General features: G+C 28.2%; 17 protein-coding genes, 1 tRNA gene and 2 riboswitches. Of the genes, 14 read left to right on the top strand and 4 right to left on the bottom strand.

Features of this window, described 5'->3' with window-relative positions; genetic code table 11:
* Positions 1-10: 10 nt before the first annotated feature.
* Positions 11-529, top strand: coding sequence for a GNAT family N-acetyltransferase (locus JW646_RS13795; RefSeq protein ID WP_074915087.1), 519 nt, complete (start codon positions 11-13; stop codon positions 527-529).
* A gap of 116 nt (positions 530-645) precedes the next feature.
* Positions 646-731: riboswitch (cyclic di-GMP riboswitch) on the top strand.
* A gap of 289 nt (positions 732-1,020) precedes the next feature.
* Here JW646_RS13795 and JW646_RS13800 read toward each other — a convergent pair.
* Complete coding sequence (locus JW646_RS13800) at positions 1,021-1,647, bottom strand: peptidylprolyl isomerase (RefSeq protein WP_206924131.1); 627 nt, start codon at positions 1,645-1,647, stop codon at positions 1,021-1,023.
* Positions 1,648-1,827: 180 nt separating this feature from the next.
* Between JW646_RS13800 and JW646_RS13805 the strand changes: the two genes are divergently transcribed.
* Together JW646_RS13805 and JW646_RS13810 are read left to right on the top strand one after the other, a co-directional pair.
* A tRNA-Lys gene (locus JW646_RS13805) sits at positions 1,828-1,903 on the top strand.
* A 318-nt stretch (positions 1,904-2,221) separates the two neighbouring features.
* The gene (locus tag JW646_RS13810) at positions 2,222-3,571 is read left to right on the top strand and encodes an MATE family efflux transporter (RefSeq protein ID WP_228415469.1); all 1,350 of its coding nucleotides are present in this window, start codon (positions 2,222-2,224) and stop codon (positions 3,569-3,571) included.
* 37 nt (positions 3,572-3,608) lie between these two features.
* Here JW646_RS13810 and JW646_RS13815 read toward each other — a convergent pair whose 3' ends face one another.
* Positions 3,609-5,399, bottom strand: a complete 1,791-nt coding sequence (locus tag JW646_RS13815) for a GH25 family lysozyme (protein WP_228415470.1) — start codon at positions 5,397-5,399, stop codon at positions 3,609-3,611.
* Positions 5,400-5,579: 180 nt separating this feature from the next.
* On the opposite strand from JW646_RS13815, the gene ade reads away from it, so the two are divergent.
* The 6 genes from ade (at position 5,580) to JW646_RS13845 (ending at position 11,780) form a co-directional block, all read left to right on the top strand.
* The gene (ade, locus tag JW646_RS13820; RefSeq protein WP_228415471.1) at positions 5,580-7,313 is read left to right on the top strand and encodes an adenine deaminase; all 1,734 of its coding nucleotides are present in this window, start codon (positions 5,580-5,582) and stop codon (positions 7,311-7,313) included.
* 354 nt (positions 7,314-7,667) lie between these two features.
* Positions 7,668-8,453, top strand: coding sequence for an amino acid ABC transporter substrate-binding protein (locus JW646_RS13825; RefSeq protein WP_228415472.1), 786 nt, complete (start codon positions 7,668-7,670; stop codon positions 8,451-8,453).
* A 40-nt stretch (positions 8,454-8,493) separates the two neighbouring features.
* Positions 8,494-9,105: an amino acid ABC transporter permease gene (locus tag JW646_RS13830; RefSeq protein ID WP_228415473.1), complete on the top strand. Its 612-nt coding sequence runs from the start codon at positions 8,494-8,496 to the stop codon at positions 9,103-9,105.
* A gap of 18 nt (positions 9,106-9,123) precedes the next feature.
* On the top strand, positions 9,124-9,756 hold the full coding sequence (locus JW646_RS13835) for an amino acid ABC transporter ATP-binding protein (protein WP_074915098.1): 633 nt from the start codon (positions 9,124-9,126) through the stop codon (positions 9,754-9,756).
* Between the two features lie 94 nt (positions 9,757-9,850).
* Positions 9,851-9,956: riboswitch (SAM riboswitch) on the top strand.
* A gap of 243 nt (positions 9,957-10,199) precedes the next feature.
* Entirely contained in the window at positions 10,200-11,006 is an 807-nt protein-coding gene (locus tag JW646_RS13840) for a MetQ/NlpA family ABC transporter substrate-binding protein (protein ID WP_148556194.1), read from the top strand.
* A gap of 150 nt (positions 11,007-11,156) precedes the next feature.
* The gene (locus JW646_RS13845) at positions 11,157-11,780 is read left to right on the top strand and encodes a PH domain-containing protein (RefSeq protein WP_083399234.1); all 624 of its coding nucleotides are present in this window, start codon (positions 11,157-11,159) and stop codon (positions 11,778-11,780) included.
* A gap of 76 nt (positions 11,781-11,856) precedes the next feature.
* On the opposite strand, the gene JW646_RS13850 is transcribed toward JW646_RS13845, so the two are convergent.
* Both JW646_RS13850 and yidA read right to left on the bottom strand, forming a co-directional pair.
* Positions 11,857-13,653, bottom strand: coding sequence for a sensor domain-containing diguanylate cyclase/phosphohydrolase (locus JW646_RS13850; RefSeq protein WP_228415474.1), 1,797 nt, complete (start codon positions 13,651-13,653; stop codon positions 11,857-11,859).
* 132 nt (positions 13,654-13,785) lie between these two features.
* Positions 13,786-14,604: a sugar-phosphatase gene (yidA, locus tag JW646_RS13855; RefSeq protein WP_074915101.1), complete on the bottom strand. Its 819-nt coding sequence runs from the start codon at positions 14,602-14,604 to the stop codon at positions 13,786-13,788.
* Between the two features lie 445 nt (positions 14,605-15,049).
* Between yidA and adhE the strand changes: the two genes are divergently transcribed.
* From adhE to JW646_RS13880, 5 genes are all read left to right on the top strand, one after another.
* Complete coding sequence (gene adhE, locus JW646_RS13860) at positions 15,050-17,695, top strand: bifunctional acetaldehyde-CoA/alcohol dehydrogenase (RefSeq protein ID WP_074915102.1); 2,646 nt, start codon at positions 15,050-15,052, stop codon at positions 17,693-17,695.
* A gap of 271 nt (positions 17,696-17,966) precedes the next feature.
* Positions 17,967-19,616 carry a potassium/proton antiporter gene (locus JW646_RS13865; RefSeq protein WP_228415475.1) on the top strand — a complete coding sequence of 550 codons (1,650 nt, stop codon included), beginning with the start codon at positions 17,967-17,969 and terminating at the stop codon, positions 19,614-19,616.
* Between the two features lie 58 nt (positions 19,617-19,674).
* Positions 19,675-20,307, top strand: a complete 633-nt coding sequence (locus tag JW646_RS13870; protein ID WP_228415476.1) for an HD domain-containing protein — start codon at positions 19,675-19,677, stop codon at positions 20,305-20,307.
* A 289-nt stretch (positions 20,308-20,596) separates the two neighbouring features.
* A complete protein-coding gene (locus tag JW646_RS13875; RefSeq protein WP_074915105.1) occupies positions 20,597-21,853 on the top strand; it encodes a serine hydroxymethyltransferase in 1,257 nt (418 codons plus the stop codon).
* A gap of 275 nt (positions 21,854-22,128) precedes the next feature.
* Positions 22,129-22,674 (top strand): helix-turn-helix domain-containing protein, encoded by a 546-nt coding sequence (locus JW646_RS13880; protein WP_228415477.1) that lies wholly within the window; start codon positions 22,129-22,131, stop codon positions 22,672-22,674.
* Positions 22,675-22,806 lie beyond the last annotated feature (132 nt).

A 22,806-nucleotide genomic window follows, 5' to 3' on the forward strand; every position in this document is an offset into this window, starting at 1 on the left:
AGGTGAATATATGGAATTTAGAAAGTCAAAAAAATCAGATATAAAGGAAATTATAAATATTATTGAAGAAGCTCAAAACTATTTTAAAGAAAATAATATTGATCAATGGCAAGACGGATATCCAAATGAAGAGAGCATAATTAACGATATTGAAAATGGCCAATCCTATGTTTTATTGAAAGACAATAAAGTAATTGCTACAGCTTATTTATCTTTTAATGGAGAAACGGATTATAAAATTATATATGATGGAAATTGGATTAGTAATGAAGACTATGCTGTTGTGCATAGAGTGGCAGTTTCTAGCAATATAAAAGGTAATGGAGTAGCTGCTGAGTTATTTAATCATATAGAGAAAATTTGTCTAGAAAACAATATAAATCATATTAGAATTGATACTCATAGACACAATAAATCAATGCAAAAATTTTTAAGTAAAAACAAATTTGAATATTGTGGTGTAATTTATTTAAAAGATAAATCTGAAAGAATAGCTTTTGAAAAGATATTAAGACAAAAAACTATCTAAAGTAAGGATTTAATCATAGATGAAAGTTGATTTAAAATAAAAATAAAATAAAACAAAAAAATATAAATAAACGCTAGCATATATGATGTAAAGTGTATATAATTTATAGTGTAATAGCTAAATATTGGCAAATCTAGAGAAATCTAGAGACGCAAAGCTATAGGGGCTAAGGTTAATCACACTATGCCAGCCAGTTGCCGAAGAATAAAAAATTCTTTGTTATCATAAACCCAAGCTATTTTTATAAAAGTTTATGATATTAGAATAGAATGGCAACTACCCTTAATGGTAGTTTTTTTATTTTAGGCTTGGTAGTAAAACCCCGTATTTAAACAACCCCATGTTTAAATACACCAAACCCTATATTTAAGTATTGTATGATCCCCATTATACAAATATTTAAATATAACATACCCCATAATTAAAGAAAGACGGTAATTTCACCCCTGAAATTCCGTCTTCTTTTTGTTTAAATTTAAATAAAGTAAATATTATATTTTTTCAGGAGCATCATATTTTATACCCTTAGTATCGACTTTTATAGATTCTATGACTATATCTTTTTCAGGCTTGTCGTTATTTCCTGTTTTTGTATTTTCAATCTCATGAACTATATCAATACCCTTTATAATTTTACCAAAAGCAGCATATTGCCCATCTAAGTGAGGAGAATCTTTAGTCATAATAAAAAATTGACTGCCACCGCTGTTTTTGTTTTGGCTTCTTGCCATAGATAGAACACCTTCAGTATGTTTTAGATCATTTTTAAATTTATTTTTAGTAAATTCACCCTTAATACTATATCCAGGACCGCCAGAACCATTACCATTAGGATCTCCACCTTGTATCATAAAGTCTTTTATTATTCTATGGAAAGTAAGTCCATCATAAAAACCACTATTAGCTAATGATATGAAGTTATTTACTGTATTTGGCGCTATATGAGGGTAAAGTTCAGCTTCAATAGTTCCATAATTTTTGATAACTATAGTTGCTATAGGAAGTTCTTTGGGAGGAGTTCTAACTTCATCATTCATTTCTCCTTGAGAACATCCTACAAGAGCCATTGCTCCTGCTAAAAAGCTTGCTAGAATTCCTTTTTTTCTCTTACTAGTCATAAATTACCACCTTTTATTTTTTTATTATAATTATTTATTATATCATAAATAGAAATCAATAGTTTTAAATGAGTTAAAAAGGGAAATTTTATACATAACTACAAATTTAATACATAGAATTGAATGAATAATAGAAAATAATGAGGGAAAATTAATATTAAAGAAGTATTAAAAAGTTGGGACTCATTAGCTCAGTCGGTAGAGCACCTGACTTTTAATCAGGGTGTCCCGAGTTCAAGTCTCGGATGGGTCACCAAAAAAAGGTGTATTAATTTTAGTACACCTTTTTTACATTTAAATTAAAAGTATTAATTTTAAACTAAAAACGATTTCATGCTAAGAGGTTAAAATATACTTGTTGACCTATAATTTCTTATTTGATATCATTTATAAGATTGAAAAAAATAATGCAGACATTAGTATAGTAATGCTTGCTTTTTTATTGTAAAAAAAACTATGAATTGTTTAACTTATAAATAATTATTAGTTTCAAATAGATTATGATGTAACAATAGATATAGAGCATTTCTTGTTACAGTATATAAAAACAAATAAAGATAGGAGAAATAAATATATGACTAATGATATGACTCAGGGAAGTCCTTTAAAGATTTTTATATTTTTTTCCATACCTTTATTAATTGGAAATATATTTCAACAGTTGTATAGCATGGTTGACACAATAATAGTTGGAAGATTTGTAGGAGTAGATGCACTGGCAGCAGTTGGTTCTACTGGATCTATGTTTTTTTTAGTAAATGGTATGATACTAGGTTTAACTAGTGGATTTGGAGTATTAGTTTCTCAAAAATTTGGAGCAAAGGATGAAGCAGGTGTAAAAAAGGCTGTAGCAAGTAATATCACATTAACATTAATTTCAACTTTTTTAATGACAGTAATAGCTTTAATAGTAAAAAATCCTCTTCTTAGGATGATGAATACCCCAGAAAATATTTTTGATAATGCAAACACATATATAACTATAATTTTTGCAGGATTAATAACTCAGGCTCTTTATAATATGTCTGCCGGCATACTTAGAGCATTAGGCGATAGTAAAACACCACTGTATTTTTTAATAATTTCATCTATTCTTAATGTTATTTTAGACTTGGTATTTATAATTAATTTTAAAATGGGTGTATCAGGAGCCGCTTATGCTACCAATATTGCTCAAGGATTTTCAGCAGTACTATGCTTAATTTACAGTTATAAAAGGTTCCAAGTATTAAGGCTTAAAAAAGAAGATTTTAAAGTTGAAACACACTATTATACAAAACATTTGAAGATTGGTGTACCTATGGGATTGCAATTTTCTGTAACAGCTGTTGGAATTATAATAGTTCAAAGTGCTATAAATGTATTCGGATCAATAGTAATAGCATCGTATACAGCATCCTCAAAGGTTCTTCAACTTGTTATGCAACCATCAATTTCCTTTGGGGTTACAATAGCAACTTATGCAGGACAAAACTTAGGTGCCGGTAGATTTGATAGAATTAAAAATGGTATGAAAATAATGAATAAAGTATCTATAGTTACGAGTTTAATAGCAGGGGCTATTCTTATATTCCTTGGAAAATATTTTGTCACTTTATTTATAGAAAATCCAACACCTGAAATATTTAGCTACGCTCAACAAGTATTTAATTATTCAGCAGTATTTTTTATACCACTAGGATTTATATTTGTATATAGAAATGTACTTCAAGGCATGGGAGAATCCTTTGTACCTATGATGGCAGGGGTTTATGAACTAGTTGCAAGAAGTATAGTGGCATTTACACTACCAAAGTTTATAGGATTTACAGGTATTTGTTTATCAGATCCTATAGCTTGGATAGCAGCTGCTGTACCTCTTATGATAACTTATTATAGAAAAATGAAAAAAATAGAAAATAAAAATAAAGAAGGTATTGCTTAATAAGCAATACCTTCTTTATTTTGCTTTTAGAATTTAACTATTTGGTAGAAATAGATTTTATAGAACTATAAGGGCTATAAACTTTCTTGTTTTTTACAACTTTATATGCTCTGATTTTATAGTAATAAATTTTCTTTTTAATTAGATTTGTATTGGTATAACTTAAGTTGCTTGTAGTGGTTTTTGAATACTTTCCATTTCTACTAGTTGATCTATAAACCTCATATCCTTTGGCCCCAGAAATTTTTTTCCAAGAAACTTTTATGCTTTTAGTTTTTGGAGTTGATAATTTTACTGTAGGTGTAGATAAATTTGTTTCTCCATTTACTATGCTTGAATAGTAACTATAGTATTTTTCTTTCTTTGAAGTTTTGAAAGATTTTATTTTATAATAATATTTTTTATTACTAGATAAACGTGAGTCAGTATAACTTAAAGTAGAATTTTTAGTAATATCTTTTATTTTAGTGTAAGTACCATTTTTACTATATGATCTATAGATTCTATATCCATCTGCATTTGCAACTTTTGACCAACTTAGTTTTATACTCGAAGAAGTAGTATTTGAAATTTTAGCATTTGTTACAGTTTTAGGAACAATTTTGAAGGTTATTTTTTTTGTTCCTGAGTACTTACCATTACCCTTTATAGTGGCTGTTGCAGTGCCTATAGATGTATTGTTATTAAATGATATAGTATAATCTCTGTTTTTTACTAAGGTTTTATTATTATATTTTATACTTATATTTGGAGTAATTTTACCTTCAGTATATTTTTGATTTGGAATAGAATTCATAGTAGTTTTTGAAATGCTTAGAGGATTAGTTTTATAGTAATAATTTAAGTCTACATTTCCATTTACACCATCAACTTTTCCAACTTTACTATATTGCCACATGGTATATTTTCCCCAATAATTACAATTATCATTATATTGAGCTATATATTGAGCTATCCAAAAATCATAAGAATTCCTTAGATTATCACTAAGATAAAATTTTGATACGGTTTTATTTGTATATATTCCGCATTTATATCCATTTGATTTTAATTTAGACAAAAATGTTTCGCAAATATTAGATACTGAACGAAGGCTAAGATTAACTTTACTATCTTGCGCCGATTTTATAGTGTATTCTTCGTAGTCAAAGAAAACAGGAAAAGATAACTTATTTTTATAAGGTGAAATTACTTCCATACATTTTTGAGCTTCATCTTTTGCACTATTTACAGTATAAGCATTGGAAAACCAATAAACACCAACCTCTATTCCAGCATTTAAAGCACCTTCTATATTTGCTTTAAACTTACTGTCTTCTTTAGTTCCACTTCCACCACGAATAATAGCAAATTTAACACCAGAATTTTTTACTTTGTTCCAATTGATATTTCCTTGATGATAACTTACATCTATTCCTTTTACGGCAGTACTATTACTAGGTTGATAAGGCTTGTCTTCATTTGATAACTTAACATAATTATGATCAGCAGAAACATATCCATAACCTTTAGCGTAAGATATTTTATACCATGGGTCTGTTACAACATTTGTATAAGATTTACTATCTTTGTCATAGACTTTAGTAATTTTTGTAACGCTATCTACTATGTTTACTGATTTTTTATGATCTATAGTTCCTATTATTTTGGAAGATGTGGAAGGTTTGGACCTAACATTTAATTTGTCAGGTGCAGATGTAACATGAACATATCCTTTAGAAAGTACAGAATTTTCTGCAGCAAAAGTATAACTTAAATTTTGAAAGCTACAAAAGCAAATTATACTAGCTAAAAAAATAGCTAAAAACTTTTTCATTGAATTTCTCATAAATTTGTCCCCTTATTATAAAATTACATAATTTTACAAATATGTATAAATATATTATAGATGAATAAATGATTAAGATAAACCATTGTGAGGAAGAAAAAAATTTAATAAAAAACTTGACTATGAATATAAATATGATATTATAGGATTTAAAAAATATTTGATAGTTGGGAGAGTATTATGTATATTAGTGAATTAATAGATAGATCAATGAAAAATAAAAATCCGGATTTAGTATTAAAAAATGTAAAGATAGTTAATGTATTTACCCATGAAATTGTAACAGGAGATGTGGCAGTACATGATGGGATAATAGTAGGGATTGGAAAATATACAGGAAATACTAATATAGACTTAGATGGGAAATATATAGCACCGGGCCTTATAGATTCCCATGTTCATATTGAGTCATCTATGTTATCACCAGGGGAATTTTCAAAAGCTATAGTACCAAGAGGAACTACAACTATAATCACAGATCCACATGAGATAGCTAATGTTTGTGGTCTTGATGGAATTGAATATATATTGAATTCAAGTGAAGAACTACCTTTAAATACATATGTTATGCTACCTTCATGTGTACCAGCAACTAATTTTGAAAATTCAGGAGCAGTTCTTAAGGCTGATGATTTGGAAAAATATATAAATCATCCAAGAGTTCTAGGTTTAGGTGAGATGATGAATTATCCTGGTGTCATATGTAAAGATAAAGATGTAATAGACAAGCTAAATCTAGCGTATAAAAATAAAAAAAGAGTAGATGGCCATGCTCCTCGTATAAATGGAGAAGGCTTAAATGCATATGTTTTAAGTGGAGTAAACACGGATCATGAATGCACAACAAAAGATGAAATGTTGGAAAAATTAAGACTAGGTATGTATGTCATGATAAGGGAAGGTTCAGCAACTAAAGACCTTAAAAATCTTATAAATGGTGTCAATGAATATAACTATCAAAGAATTTTATTGTGTACGGATGACAAACACCCAGAAGATTTATTAAAAGAAGGTCATATAGACTACAATGTTAGATTATCAATAAAAAATGGAATAGATCCAATAACAGCAATACAGATGGCCACTATAAATCCAGCAAACTGTTACAATTTAAAAAATGTGGGAGCAATAGCTCCAGGATATAAGGCTGATATAATCGTATTTGATAACTTAGAAAAATTCAATATAGAAGAAGTTTATAAGGATGGAAAGTTAGTAGGGAAAGAAAAAATGCCTTTATTTACAACTAAAGAAAAAGATTTTTCTAAAGTGTTAAAAACTGTTCATCTTTCAAAAATTATTAAAGAAGACATACAAATATATTTTGAAAAGAAAAATGGAGAGGAAGTAGTAAATATTATTTCATTAAATCCTCATAGCTTAATAACTGAAAAATCAAAAGCTAAGGTTGACGTTGTTAATAATAAGTTTGAATATGACAATGAAAAAGATATATTAAAGTTAGCAGTAATAGAAAGACATAAAAATACAGGAAATATAGGTATAGGTTTAGTAGAAAACTTCAAATTAAAAAATGGAGCTATAGCAACGACTATATCTCATGATTCCCATAATATTATAGTTGTTGGTGATAATGATGAGGATATAGTGAATGCTGTAAATAAAGTCATAAGTATGGATGGTGGAATTGCAATCTCATCTTCAAATGAAATTTTAGAAAGCTTACCTTTAAATATTGGTGGATTAATGAGTGATAAAGATATAGAGTATGTTAATTCAAAATTTAGTAAGTTGGTAGATATAGCATACAATTTATTAAAAGTAAGCAAAGAGATAGATCCATTTTTAACTTTAGCATTTTTAGCACTTCCAGTAATACCTAATATAAAACTTACAGATAAAGGATTATTTGATGTGGAAAACTTTGATTTTATGGACATAATATCAAAATAAACTAGGATAAAAAACAAAAAACATTTGACAATTTCAAATAATGGTATTACTATAAACTACAAGTAAACATAATTAATTTTAATAAAAAAATACGAAGAGGAGAAATGGTGTTATGAAAAAATCAACAATTACAATAAAATTAAATATACAACTTCATCATCACCATCATAGAGCCAAGGGATTGTAAATTATGAAATTTAATTCATAGATACAAGCCCTTTTAGCGTTGTTAAAAAGGCTTGTATCTATGGTGGAGTATATATTACAAATATTAACCACATAGGTATTAGCCTATGTGGTTTTTTTATTGCAATAATTAACAAATAAAAATTAAATTATTAGGAGGAGAAAGAAATGAAAAAGATACTAAAGAAATTAACAATGGGATTAGCAGTTTTAGTAATTATGATAGGGGTAGTAGGGTGTAATAAAAAAAATGTAGATTTAAATAATAATGAAATAGTAATAGGGTATGATAATACATATTTTCCTATGGGATATTTAGATGACAATGGAAAGACAGTAGGCTTTGATGTGGATTTAGCAACAGAAACTTTTAAGAGACTAAATGTGAATGTAAAATTTCAAAGTATAGACTGGTCGATGAAAGAAACTGAATTAAACTCAGGAAACATAGATGCCATATGGAATGGCTATTCTTTGACTCAGGAGAGAAAAGAAAAAGTTACTTATACAGATGCATATATGAAAAATAGTCAGCTTATAGTAACTCTAAAAGATTCACCAATTAAAAATAAAGAAGATTTAAAAGGTAAAATAATAGGAACTCAACAAGGATCTGCTGGACAAGAAGCTTTAGAAAAAGATACAAAAGTATTAAAAAGTTTAGATGGTTCACCAGTTTTACATGATACTTTCGACAAAGTTTTTAGGGATTTGGAAGCAGGACGAATAAATGCAATAGTTGGAGATGAAACTTTAGTTAAATATTATATAAGTAAAAAAGGTGAAGAAAAGTATAAAATATTAGATGATAATTTCGGAACTGAAGATTATGTTGTTGCATTTAGAAAAGATGATACTGAGCTTAGAGACAAGGTAAATAAGACAATAAAAGAAATGAAAAAAGATAAAACTTTTGATGAAATTTATAAAAAATGGTTTGGAAAAGCTGATTAAGGTATGAAAATTAAGGAAAAAACAAGGAGGAAATTTTACAATGCTAGAAGGATTAAAAATTACATTATCAGTGTTTTTCATAACCTTGATAATATCAGTACCACTTGGAATTATGATAGCTTTTTTAAGATTATCTAAAAATAAAATAATAAGCCAAATGGCAAATTTATATATATTAATTATGAGAGGAACACCTTTATTATTACAACTTGTATTTGTATTTTTCGGTCTTCCTTTAATGGGAATAATATTTGACAGATTTGATGCAGTAATCCTAGCATTTTCATTAAACTATGCAGCTTACTTTGCTGAAATATTTAGAGGTGGAATTCAATCTATAGACAAGGGTCAATATGAAGGTGCTTTTGTACTAGGATTTAGTAAATTTGAAATGTACAGAAAAATAATTTTTCCACAAGTCATAAAAAGAGTGTTACCTGCCATGTCTAATGAAGTAATAACTTTAATTAAAGACACTGCTATAGTTTATGTAATAGGGTTAAATGATATATTGAGAATCGCTCAAATATCACAAAATCAACAGGCAAGTATAGTTCCTTTAATAGAGGCTGGAGCAGTGTATTTAGTTTTAATTGGAATTTTGACAATTATGTTTAAAAAAATAGAAAACAAGTATGCGTATTATAGATAAAAAGATGGGAGAAAAATTATGTTACAAGTAAAAAATTTAAATAAATCCTTTGGAAATAATAAAGTACTAAATAATATAAATTTTGAAGTAAATAGTGGTGAAGTATGCGTACTTTTGGGAAAATCAGGTGTAGGGAAAACTACAATTCTTAGATGTATAAATGGTCTTGAAGATTTTGATCATGGAGAAATAATATTAGATAATTGTGTAATGAGAGATAAAAGTCATATATTAAAAAATAGAAATAAAACAGGAATGGTATTTCAAAATTTTAATTTATTTCCACATATGTCTGTTTTAGAAAATATAATATCAGCTCCAGTAAATGTTTTGAAAAAGCCTAAGGAAAATGCAATAAAAGATGCAAAAGAAATTTTGAAAATGGTAGATTTAGAGGAAAAAATAAATTCTTATCCTTATGAATTATCTGGAGGACAATGTCAAAGAGTTGCCATAGCAAGAGCCTGTGCATTAACACCAAAAGTACTTTGTTTTGACGAACCAACATCAGCATTAGATGTGGATTCAATAAAAAAAGTTTCAAAAATAATAAAAAATTTAAAGTCAAAAGGCATGGCAATCTTGATAATAACTCATGATATAGGATTTGCTAATAATATTAAAGATAAAATAATAAAAATAGGAGACTAATATAAAAAATAAATAAAAATATAAAAAATAAATTATATAATTTACTTTGAAAAAGAATGGTGTTACTATAATTATCAAATTAAAAAATAAATATCTCTTATCTAGAGTGGTGGAGGGACTGGCCCTATGAAACCCGGCAACCAGTATATTTTTATATACATGGTGCTAAATCCTGCAGTATATTTGCTGAAAGATAAGTATAAATTCGTTATTAAAACTTGAGTTTATACTCAAGTTTTTTTTATTTACTAGAAAAATACATTAGTTTTGAATTTATACAAAATTTATAAAAAAGAGAATATAAACAATGCAAATCTTAAGCAGCATAGTTGTCTTAATTGGTAACGAAAATATTTCGTTGGCGACATGAAGTGTAGTGCCCACCCAGTGACTTAATTAAAGCAGATTTTTATTTTATTACAAATTTAAGGGGGAACATTATTATGAAATTAAAAAGATTATTAAACTTAGCACTAAGTGCACTACTATGTGCATCCTTAGTTGGATGCTCGAATTCATCACCTGAATCTAAAGAGGATAAAACAATTAAAGTAGGGGCTACATTAGTTCCTGGTGGAGAATTATTAGAAGAGTTAAAACCACTTATAGAAGAAAAAGGGTATAAGTTGGAGGTTTTAACATTTAATGATTATGTACTACCTAATGAATCATTAAATAATGGAGAAATAGATGCAAATTTATTTCAACACAAACCATATTTAGATGAGGCGGTAAAGAGCAAGGGCTATAAAATAATGGCAGGATCTAAATTATATGTTTGTCCAGGAGTGTTATATTCTAAGAAAATAAACTCTATTGATGAATTTAAAAGCGAAGATAAGATTGCAATAAGTGATAATGCTGCTTCAGCATCAAAATCTTTAAGATATTTGGAGGGTGAAGGATTAATAGCTCTAAAAAAAGGTGATATAGTTGGAGTCAAGGATATTACTAAAAATCCGAAAAATTTAGAATTTGTTCAACTAGATGTTGCACAAATTCCTCCAGCATTAGAAGATGTTACAGCTGGATTTGTTGATACAACTTACGCCATACCTGCAGGTCTTAGTGCAAAGAAAGACGGAATTTATACAGCACCTATAAATGATGAATATGCTAATTTACTTGCATATAGAATCGAAGACAAGAATAGGGAAAAAATAAAAGTGCTTGAAGAAGTTCTTACATCTGATAAATGCAGAGAACTTATAGAATCTAAATATAATGGAATTGTAATACCTGTATTTTAAAGTAAACATAGTTATATAAATGATATATATAATAATACATTTTCATGAAATCTGCTCCAGAATTAATTTTAAAATTATCATGATTGAATAGAAATCCTAAAATGATATAATATATAAATGTAGTAAAAATCAAATAATTTGGAGGACAATATGGCAGGAAATATATTTGGAAAAATGGCAGCAGATACATTAGGTCTATCTGATATAGGAAAGATAATAGATCCAAAGGACTTTAACAAAGTTGATGGAGATGATTATATAATGAACGAAGATGGGGAGAAAATCTACTTTGTTATAAAATCAAAATCAGATGAGTATGTATTTACAAATAGAGGATTAATACATGTGGATGGTGCATCTGCTGTAAGTAAAAAAAGAGTAGTAAAAAGACATGAGTTTCGTAGTGAAAATGTTCACTCGGTAACACTAGAAACAGCAGGAACAGTAGATTTAGATGTTGAAATAAAATTTAGTTTTGCAGATAATTATTTCAGTATAGATGTTGATAAAAAACAAATAGAACAATTAAAAGATTTATATAAAGCTTTATTTGAGATTGGCAAAATACAGCATAAAAATAGACAGTCATATGAATATGGAATGAAAAGCCTAGACATGGCAAATGATGCTGTAAGTAGGTCTCGTATGGAGGGGAATACTGCCAATATGATAGAAGAAATTACTAAGTTTAATTTTAGCTGGATGAGCGATATAAGAGAAAATTACAATAATAAAGATTTTGGATATGTTTTTGAAAAATATATAAATAATTAATTAATAAATAAAATCTAAAGAATTAGAAGTAATCTAAAAATACTATAGAATACAATTTAAAAATGATATAGGGGAATTATTCCTCTATATCATTAATATATTCTATGAAATAATGTACTAAAGTAGGATCAAATTGTGTTCCAGCGCACCTTTGTAGCTCTTTTATAGCCTCATTTTTACTCTTTGTATTTTTATAAGGTCTATTGTTAGTCATCACATCAAAAGAATCAGCAATATTAATTATTCTAGATACTAAAGGTATTTCATCTCCTTTTAGACCGAGAGGATACCCTTTGCCATCCCATCTTTCATGATGTGTAAGAACACACTTTGCAACAGTATACAGTTCGCTAGAGGCATTTATAATTCGATATCCTTTTTCTGTATGAGTTTTCATTATTTCGAATTCTTCATTAGTAAGGGAACCTGGTTTTAGTAATATATCTTCAGAAATCCCTATTTTGCCAATATCATGTAGTCTAGCTACCAGAATTAATTCATCTAATTCTGAAATTTTAAAGTTTAACTTTTGTCCTAAAGCTAAAGCATATTTAGTTACTCTTTTGGCATGTTCATTAGTTTCTAAGTTTTTTTCTTCTAAACTTTTTAGTAAAGAATCCATAATAGAGCTTTTAATGCTTTTATTATCTAATAATTTATGACGATAAACCTTTTCTTCAGCCTTATTTATGCAATCATAGATATTATCATCAACCTCATGCTTAACTACAGCTCCCAAAGAAATGCTAAGTTGCATATATTTGTAATCATATTTTTTGCAATCATTTAAAATTTGTTTTATTAATTTATCACATTTTAATTCATCAGCATTAGGAACAAGAATTATAAACTCATCTCCACCCCATCTAAAAACATATCCGCTTTCGCTACAAGAGGATTTTAAAACATTAGAAATGCTTCTCAATAAATTATCTCCTTCTAAATGACCCAGGGTATCATTAATTAATTTTAATCCATTAACATCTCCCATTATTATACCTAAAGGATGATAATTTGCTTTATTAAGTTTTTTTATTTTTTCTTCAAAACTATTTCTGTTATAAAGATCAGTAAGGGCATCTATTTCACTTAAATATCTTAGCTTATCTTCTAATGTTTTATGTTGAGTTATATCCCTTGATATTCCAACTATACCACGGATATTTCCATATTCATCAATTATGGGTGTTTTTATGCTTTCCTCAGTTATAATATGACCGTCAGCGTGTTTATAACAATTCTCAAAACTAATTGGTTTTTTAGTTTTTAAAATTTTTTTGTCTTGTTTATAAAAGTTCATGGCTCTTTGTTTGTTATACATTAAATCTAGGTCAGTTTTTTCTAGTAGACCATCATCATCTAATAAGTTACAATTGTGAAAATTTTTAAAGTTATTTAAAAACGCCTTATTATAACCTAGATATTTAGAATGTTCATCCTTGTAAAAAATTGCCTCAGGGAGTGTATCTATAATAGTTCTTAAAATATTCTTTTGATGTATTAATTCTAAGTGTTTTTGTTTTTTTTCATTTATATCGATAACTATGCCTGCAACACCTTGTGTTTCTTGTTTTTTATCAAGAATAGGAAATATATAAGTTCTAAAGTATAAACCTTTAATAAGTACTTCAGAAATAGTTACTTTTTTTGTTATCAATGTGTTTTTTAGTTGTTCATTATAAGTGTCAGACTTTTCTTTAGAAAATACATCAACAGTTTTTTTCCCAATGACATCACATGCTTTTACGTTATATAAATTTTCATAATGATCATTTATAAAAATTATTTTTGTATCAATGTCTTGTATCCATACAGGATAAGGTATATTTTCTAAAAATAATTTATATATGTCTGTAGAATTATTATACTCCATTACATAGGCTCCTTTTGAGTGTATTTTGGAAAATTATAACAATGAATATTTTACAATTATTTTATAGTTATGTCTACAAATACTATATAAAAAGGAACTACTAAAATTTATATAGAGTAGTTCCTTTTAAAATTATCTTTCTTCTAGTATGAATTTATTTATAACATGAGCAACTCCATCTTCATCATTTGAAAGAGTAATATAATCTGCTAAGTCTTTTATTTCTCCTGTAGCATTTCCCATGGCAACTCCAAGTCCTGCATATTCTATCATATGTTTATCATTTTCTGCATCTCCAACACAGATGATTTCATCTTTCTTTATACCAAGCTCTTGAGCAAGAAGTGAAATACCATTACCTTTATTGGCATTTGGATTTAAAAATTCTAAAAATGAAGGAGTACTCCTTACTATAGTATATTTTTCGTAGTATTCTTTAGGAATTTTTTTTATACATTCATCTAATATTTCTGGATGATCTACCATCATAAACTTAGACATGGCAATATCTTTTGGAGCTTCATCTAATGTAGTAACATTTAAATGAACTCCGGTAAGGTGGCATTCAAATACCGTATAATCACTGATATCTTTATTAAAAGTATAAATAGTTTTAGTGTCATAAAAATGGCTTCTAGACCCAACTTCCAGGCTTAGATTGTATAAATCTACTAAGTCTTCATATTTTAGTGTTAAGTGAGATACTGGATTTTCAGTAAAAGTATCTTGAACTAAAGCTCCGTTGAAAGTAGCAGCATAATCTCCCTCTTCTTTAAGGCTTAATTCATCTATGAATTTTTCAACACCTTTTAGTGGCCTGCCAGTGCATAAAACTACTTTAACGCCTTTTTCTTTTGCTTTTTTTATAGACTTTTTTACACCTTCTGTAAGTTGGTGTGAACTATTGATTAAAGTTCCATCAATATCTAATGCAATTAATTTGTAATTCATAAATCCTCCTGTTGAATATTAAAAATGTAAATTATCTTTAAATAACTATATTAATAAACTTACATATTAATAGTTTTTGATAATATTAATTATTGAAATTTATTAGTAGTAATTTTCAAGGACAATATATAGTTTAAAAGTTTTTATAAGTAAATTCAATAAAAACTCATTGGAATAAAATTTATTGTTAAAAAATAAACTATATAAAAAATTGATTTTGTAATATGACTCATTTTTGCTTATAAAAATAACTAATTAAAAAGTTAGTAGATAAGCTGTTCTAAGGGGGGTTATATATGTGAATTTAATTTTATATATTAATTTGATAAAAATTTAACAAATGTATTGACAGATTAAATAAGATAATTTAATATAAAAGTATGAAAAGTTGTTAAAAATATAACAAGGTTTATTAACATTATAATTATACAGGGGGAGTTTCCAAATGAGTAAAGAAACAAAAAAAGTTAAAGTTGTGAACCAAGAGGTAAATGTTGAAAGTATGATTAATGAATTAGTGGAAAAAGCAACTATAGCTAAAGAAGCTATGTTAAAGTTAGATCAAGAAGCAGTAGATAAGATAGTAGCAGCTATGGCAAAAGCTGGACTTGATAAACATATAGAACTTGCTCAATTTGCAGTAAATGAAACAGGAAGAGGAATATTTGAAGATAAGGTAACAAAAAATATTTTTGCTACAGAATATATATATAACAGTATAAAATACAAAAAAACAGTTGGAGTAATAGAAGAAAACGATGAAGAAGGATATATGATGGTGGCTGAACCGATAGGTGTAGTAGCTGGGGTAACTCCTGTTACAAATCCAACTTCAACAACAATGTTTAAAACTTTAATATCTATGAAAGGCAGAAATCCAATAATATTTAGTTTCCATCCGTCAGCTCAAAAATGTTCTGCTGAAGCAGCTAGAATATTAAGAGATGCAGCGATAGAAGCAGGAGCTCCAGAAAACTGCGTACAATGGATAGAGGTACCATCATTAGAAGCATCAAGCGCATTAATGAAGCATAATGGAGTATCATTAATACTTGCAACAGGAGGACCGGGAATGGTTAAATCTGCTTACTCTGCAGGAAAACCAGCACTTGGAGTTGGAGCCGGAAACGTACCTTGTTTCATAGAAAAATCTGCTGATATAAAACAAGCAGTAAATGATTTAATATTATCTAAATCATTTGATAACGGAATGATATGTGCTTCTGAGCAAGCAGTTATAATAGAAGAATGTATATACGATGAAGTAGTTGCTTTACTTAAGCATTACAACTGTCACTTCGTATATGGAAAAGAAAAAGAATTATTAGAAAAAACAGTTATAAACCCAGAAACTAAAGCATTAAATCCAAATATAGTTGGACAAAGTCCATATACAATAGCTAAGATGGCAGGATTTGAAGTTCCAAAAGATGCTAAAATATTAGTTGCTGAAATAGAAGGTGTTGGGATGGATTATCCATTATCAAAAGAAAAATTGTCTCCAGTTTTAGCTTGTATAAAAGTAAAAAATGCTGAAGAAGGTGTACAAAAATGTGTTGAAATGACAGAGTTTGGTGGACTTGGACACTCAGCAGTTATTCACTCAAACAACGATGATGTAATATTAGAATTCTCAAATAGAGTAAGAACAGGAAGACTTTTAGTAAATGCACCATCTACTCATGGGGCAATAGGAGATATATATAATGTAAATACTCCATCATTAACTTTAGGATGCGGATCAATGGGTAATAACTCAACTACAGACAACGTATCTGCTGTAAACTTAATAAATGTTAAGAAAGTTACTAAAAGGAGAGTTAATATGCAATGGTTCAAAGTCCCTGAAAGAATATATCATGAAGTAGGTTCAATACAATATTTAGAAAAACTACCAAATGTTGAAAGGGTAATGATTGTAACTGATAGAATGATGGTTCAACTTGGATATGCTGATAAATTAGAATATCAATTAAGAAAAAGAAGAAATCCAGTAATGGTAGAGGTATTTGCTGATGTAGAACCAGATCCATCAGTAGACACAGTATTAAATGGTGCTCAAGCAATGAGAAAGTTCCAGCCAGACACAATAATAGCTTTAGGTGGAGGATCTGCAATGGATGCTGCTAAAGGCATGTGGTTATTCTATGAAAATCCTGAAGCAGACTTTGAAGATTTAAGACTTAAATTTGCGGATATAAGAAAAAGAGTTTATAAGTTCCCTAAATTAGGTAGAAAAGCAAAAATGGTAGCTATACCAACTACTTCAGGAACAGGTTCAGAAGTAACTTCATTTGCAGTTATAACTGATAAAGTAAATAATATTAAATATCCTTTAGCTGATTATGAGTTAACTCCAGACGTGGCTATAATAGACCCTCAATTTGTAATGTCTGTACCAGCTGCTGTTACTGCAGATACAGGACTTGATGTATTGACTCATGCCATAGAAGCATATGTATCTATAATGGCAACTGATTATACAGATGCTCTTGCAATGAAAGCTATACAAATGGTATTTGAATATTTACCATTATCATATAAAGGTGGACACACTGCTGAGGGCAGAGAAGCTAGAGAAAAAATGCACAATGCATCTTGTATGGCAGGTATGGCATTTGCCAATGCTTTCTTAGGTGTAAACCACTCATTAGCTCACAAGTTAGGATCTGAGTTCCATATACCACATGGTAGAGCAAATGCAATATTATTACCACATGTAATAGAGTACAATGCACAAATGCCGACTAAATTTGCTGCATTCCCTAAATATAAATCTTTCGTAGCAGACAAGAAGTATGCTGAAATAGCAAAAGTTCTTGGATTAAAAGCTAATACAACTGAAGAAGGTGTAAAGAGTTTAGTTGAGGCTATTAGAAGTTTAATGAAGGAATTAAATATACCAATGTCTATAGAAGAATGTGGAGTAGAAAGAGAAACTTATTTTGCTGCAATTGAAAAATTAGCTTTAGATGCATTTGACGATCAATGTACTCCAGCTAACCCAAGATTACCGTTGGTAACTGAATTACATGATATATATAAGAATATATATCCAACTAAAAAAGTATTAAAAGAATCTAAAAAATAGTAGTACAAAAATAGTTAAATTAGTGATTCATTAAAAATATAACCTTAAAATTAATATTTTGTGTAATACAAGAAACCTTCTATGAAAAATAGAAGGTTTCTTTGTACATAAAAATACAAAAATTGACAACAAAAGACATTTGAGGTTAAAATTAAGTTAAAAATGAGTTAAAAAAAAGTTAAAATTAAATTGACAAACTGTTAACTTATTAATTTTTATATTATAATTGTGTATAATAATATAAAAAACTATATTGTAAAGGAGTGGTAGGATGATAGAATTAATGGTTATATGCGCTCTCGTAATATTAACTTGCGTCACGTCTAGTAAAGTGTTATATAAATTTGGGGTACCCATACTTTTAATTTTTATAATACTTGGGATGGTCTTTGGAGCAGATGGGATATTTGGGATTGATTATAATAATTTTGAATTAACAAAAGACATTTGTACCTTGGCCCTTATATTTATAATGTTTTTTGGTGGATTTGGTACAAACTGGAAAATGGCAAAACCTATTGCAATTCCATCTATACTAATGTCAACCATAGGGGTGGTTATAACGGCTGGTCTTACAGGCGCATTTTGCTATGGAGTATTAAAAACTACATGGTTAGAAAGTCTTCTTATAGGTTCCATAGTAGCATCTACAGATGCAGCTTCAGTGTTTTCTATACTTCGTTCACAAAAACTAAATTTAAAAGGTTCAATTGCATCTATATTAGAAATTGAAAGTGGGAGCAATGATCCTTTTGCGTATATGTTAACTATAATTATACTTTCATTAATGACTAATAAAGGCTATTCAAGTATATTACCAATGCTATTTAGTCAGATTGTAGTAGGTATTATATTAGCTATTGTTTTATCCAAATTAACTATATATCTATTAAGACATATAAACTTTGAAATAGATGGATTTTATCCCATATTTGTAACAGCTATTGCAGTGTTATCTTATGGATTAAGCGAGTTATTTGGTGGAAATGGTTATTTAAGTGCATATATAACAGGAATAATAATTGGGAATAGTAAAATTCCTCACAAAAAAAGTATATTTGAATTTTTTGATAGCATATCATGGCTTATGCAAATAATATTATTTTTCTTATTAGGATTATTATCTTATCCTTCTCAAATGTCCAGTATAATGGTTCAAGGTATTGCAATATCTATATTTATGATATTTATAGCAAGACCTATAGCTACATTTAGTATTCTAAGTTGGTTCAAAATACCTTTCAAACAGCAGATATTTATATCTTGGGTAGGTCTTAGAGGTGCTGCATCTATAGCTTTTGCCATATTTGCAATAACTTATGGAGTTCCCATTAATAGTGATATATTTCACATTATATTCTTCATAGCATTATTTTCTGTTGGAGTACAAGGTACTCTTATACCTAAAATTGCATTAAAATTAGATTTAATAGATGATGAATCATCAGTTTTCAAAACATTTAATGACTATAAAGAAGATAAAAACACAAAGCTAATAGAAATATCAATTACTGAAGATAGCAATTTGGCAAATAAAACTATTATGGATAGTAATATACCAGAGGATATTCTTATAGTGATGATAAAACGAGAAGGAGATGTATTTGTTCCAAATGGTTCTACAAAAGTACTTCCTGGAGATATATTAGTTGTAACAGGTAATAATTTTGATAAATTGAGAATGTATCAAGAAGGAAAGAGTACAAAACTTATGGAAATATGTGTGGGAACTACAAGTGATTTTGTAAATAAAACAATTGCACAGGCAGATATCTCAGATGAAATTCTTGTAGCTATGATAAAGAGAAAAGGCGAAATAATTATTCCAAATGGATCCACAGAAATACTTCCTAATGACATATTAGTAATAACAGGGACTGATATTAGTGATATAGAAAAATTAGATATTGTTAATCATTAAGTATAAATTGATAAGTTTGAAAATTGAAATTAATGAATAAACGAGGGAATTTTAAACTATGACAAAAAATATAAACATAGGAAAAGAACTTGAAGAAGTGCTATTAACATATGAAAAACCATCTAGATATTTTATGAATCTAAAAGATGATAATAATTTAGATATGAAATTTCCTGAAGTAGGTGATTTAGTAGGGGTAATTCAATCTCCAATACACCATCCAGAAGGTGATGTATTTAATCATACTATGATGGTTATAGATGAGGCTGCAAAGTTAAAGAATAAAGCTAAAAATCCAATTGGATTTATGTATTCAGCTTTATGTCATGATTTTGGAAAAGTGATTGCAACCACAACGAAAGAAGATGGAAAAATAATTTCTTATAATCATGAAAGAGCTGGGTTAAAATTAGTTAGAAAATTTTTAGATAGAACAGTTAAAAAACAAGAGAATGCATTTGAAGATTATGTACTAAACATGGTAGAACTTCACATGCAACCAAATCAACTAGCAAATCAAAATAGTAAGTTAAAAAGTACTCGAAAGTTATTTAAAAAGTCAGTTTGTCCGCAAGATTTGATACTATTGGCAAAGGCAGATGCCCTTGGAAGACTCGTAAGTGAAGATTACTCACTAAAAGAAGTTTATCTAAAAGATGCATTAAAGGATTTTCAAAAACTAGAATATTAAAAAAGAAAAAAATTACAAATTAATATAAATATATAATAAAAGTCTGTTTTATAAAAAATATAACAGACTTTTTTATTTATGAAAAATTGTAAATTCAAAAAAGTGTTTCAAAGTGTTTAATTAAATTTAAATTATTTAAATTTAATTGACAAAATTAAAATGTTACACTACTATTTAATTAATAAAATTTAATTAATTAAAAATGATTAAACATAATTGGATATATTTACAATAAAAATAGTTTGATTGAGTTTCAGATATTAACAATATTTTAGGGGGAGATATGATTATGTTAAAAACAACAAAAGTAACTGACCCACAATTATATTCAATAGTAGAAAAAGAATTAGAAAGACAAAAATACAATATAGAAATGATAGCATCTGAAAGTTCGGCACCAACAGAAATACTGGAACTTATGGGGAGTGTATTTGTAAACAAAACAGAAGAAGGCCTTCCTGGTAAAAGATATCAAGCGGGATCACAATATGCTGATGAGGTAGAAAACTTATGTATTGAGAGGGCAAAAGAAGCCTTTGGTTGTGAATATGTAAATGTTCAAGCTTATTCAGGAGCAACTGCCAACTATACCGTATTTAATGCGGTACTTAACCCAGGAGACAAAATACTTGCTATGAGGTTAGATCACGGTGGACATTTGACTCATGGATCCCCAGCAAATTTTGTAAGCAAAATATTTAACTATGAGCACTATGGTGTAGACTTAGAAAGGGAAATAATAAATTATGATGAAGTTGAAGAGAAGGCCTTAGTATTTAAGCCTAAAATGATAATAGCTGGAGCTAGTGCTTATCCAAGACTTATAGATTACAAAAGAATGAGAGAAATTGCTGATAAAGTTGGAGCGTATTTAATGGTAGACATGGCTCATATATCAGGACTTATAGGAGCTGGAGTAATTCCTTCACCCATACCTTATGCAGATTTTTGTACATCTTCTTGCTCAAAAACAATTTGTGGCCCTAGAGGTGGATTTGTAATGTGTAAAGAAAAATATGCAAAGGAACTAAATAGATCCACTTTTCCTGGAACTCTCGGTTCTATACAAATAAATGGTATTGCAGCAAAAGCAAATATGTTTAAGAGAGTAAGAGAGCCAGAGTTTATTGCTACGATGAAAAGAGTTTTAGATAATGCTAAATATTTAGCAAAAGAATTGGAAGTAAGGGGATTTAGAATAGTAAGTGGAGGAACTGATAACCATACAGTGCTTGTTGATTTAAGGGCTAAAAAAATAACAGGTAAACAGTTTGATGAAGCTCTAGAATCTATAGGTATAACAGTAAATAAAAATACTATTCCAAATGATCCAGAAAGCCCATTTGTTACAAGTGGTGTACGTATAGGGCTTACAGCAATATCAGAACGTGGATTTGGGCATACCGAAATCACTGAAATTGCAGAAATAATGGAAAAGGTTGCTAATAATATAGATAATGAAGAGGTTTTAAAAGAATGTAAAGTTCAAGCAAGAAACTTAATTTCAAAATTCCCTTTATATCCAAAAGGATATTTTGAAGATTAAAATAGACTCTCACAGTAAAGGTCATATTTTTGCAAATAAACCTTTACTTAAATTATTAATATATAACATAAGAATGTGAGCTTAATGTGTATGCTCACATTTTTTTGTTTAAAGTAATACTTAATAAATTAAAAATATTTTATGAAAATAAAAATGTGTTAAATTTGATTTAACAAAATGAATTACATTTGATTACAAGTTAGGAAGTTGGGAAATTATGGTATAATAAAAAGGGAATTAAAAAATTATCATATAAATTTTTAAGGAGAATAAAAATGAGTGATTTAAATATAGGGGCAAAAATAGCGCAATACAGAAAAAGCAAAGATTTGAGTATAAGAGAGTTGGCCAAAATGGCGGAAGTTACACCATCTTTACTAAGCCAAATAGAAAGAGGTTTGGCAAATCCATCAGTTAACTCTCTAAAGTCTATAGCAAATGCATTGAATGCACCTTTGTTTATATTTTTTACTTCAGAGGTAATAAAAGAGGATTTAATTGTGAGAGGGAATAATAGAAAAAAAGTAATACTTCCTGGAGCTGAAAATGTTATATATGAAATGTTAGCCTCTGGTGCAAATGATAATTTAGAATTTGCCATTATGAATTTATCCCCAAAATCATCATCGTGTATTGACTATATTCATCATAATGGGTATGAAATTGCCTATGTATTAGAGGGAGAGGTTACTTTACATTTAGATGATGAAAAATTTGAACTAAGGAAAGAGGACAGTGTAAAAATTCCTGTTGGAATGAAACATAGATGGGAAAATAATAGTGATTTAGAATCAAAAATTATATTTGCTGTTTTATTATAAAAATAAAAAATTAAAAGGTCTATTATCATTAATAGTGATATTAGGCCTTAAATTATTTATAGACTTTATATTTATATTAAAAAAGTATGTGGGTAAATTTTTAATTATAAATTAGATTTGAAAGATGTGGAA

Origin of the sequence: Terrisporobacter hibernicus (genome assembly GCF_020809405.1) — a bacterium.
Taxonomy (GTDB): Bacteria; Bacillota; Clostridia; order Peptostreptococcales; family Peptostreptococcaceae; genus Terrisporobacter; species Terrisporobacter petrolearius.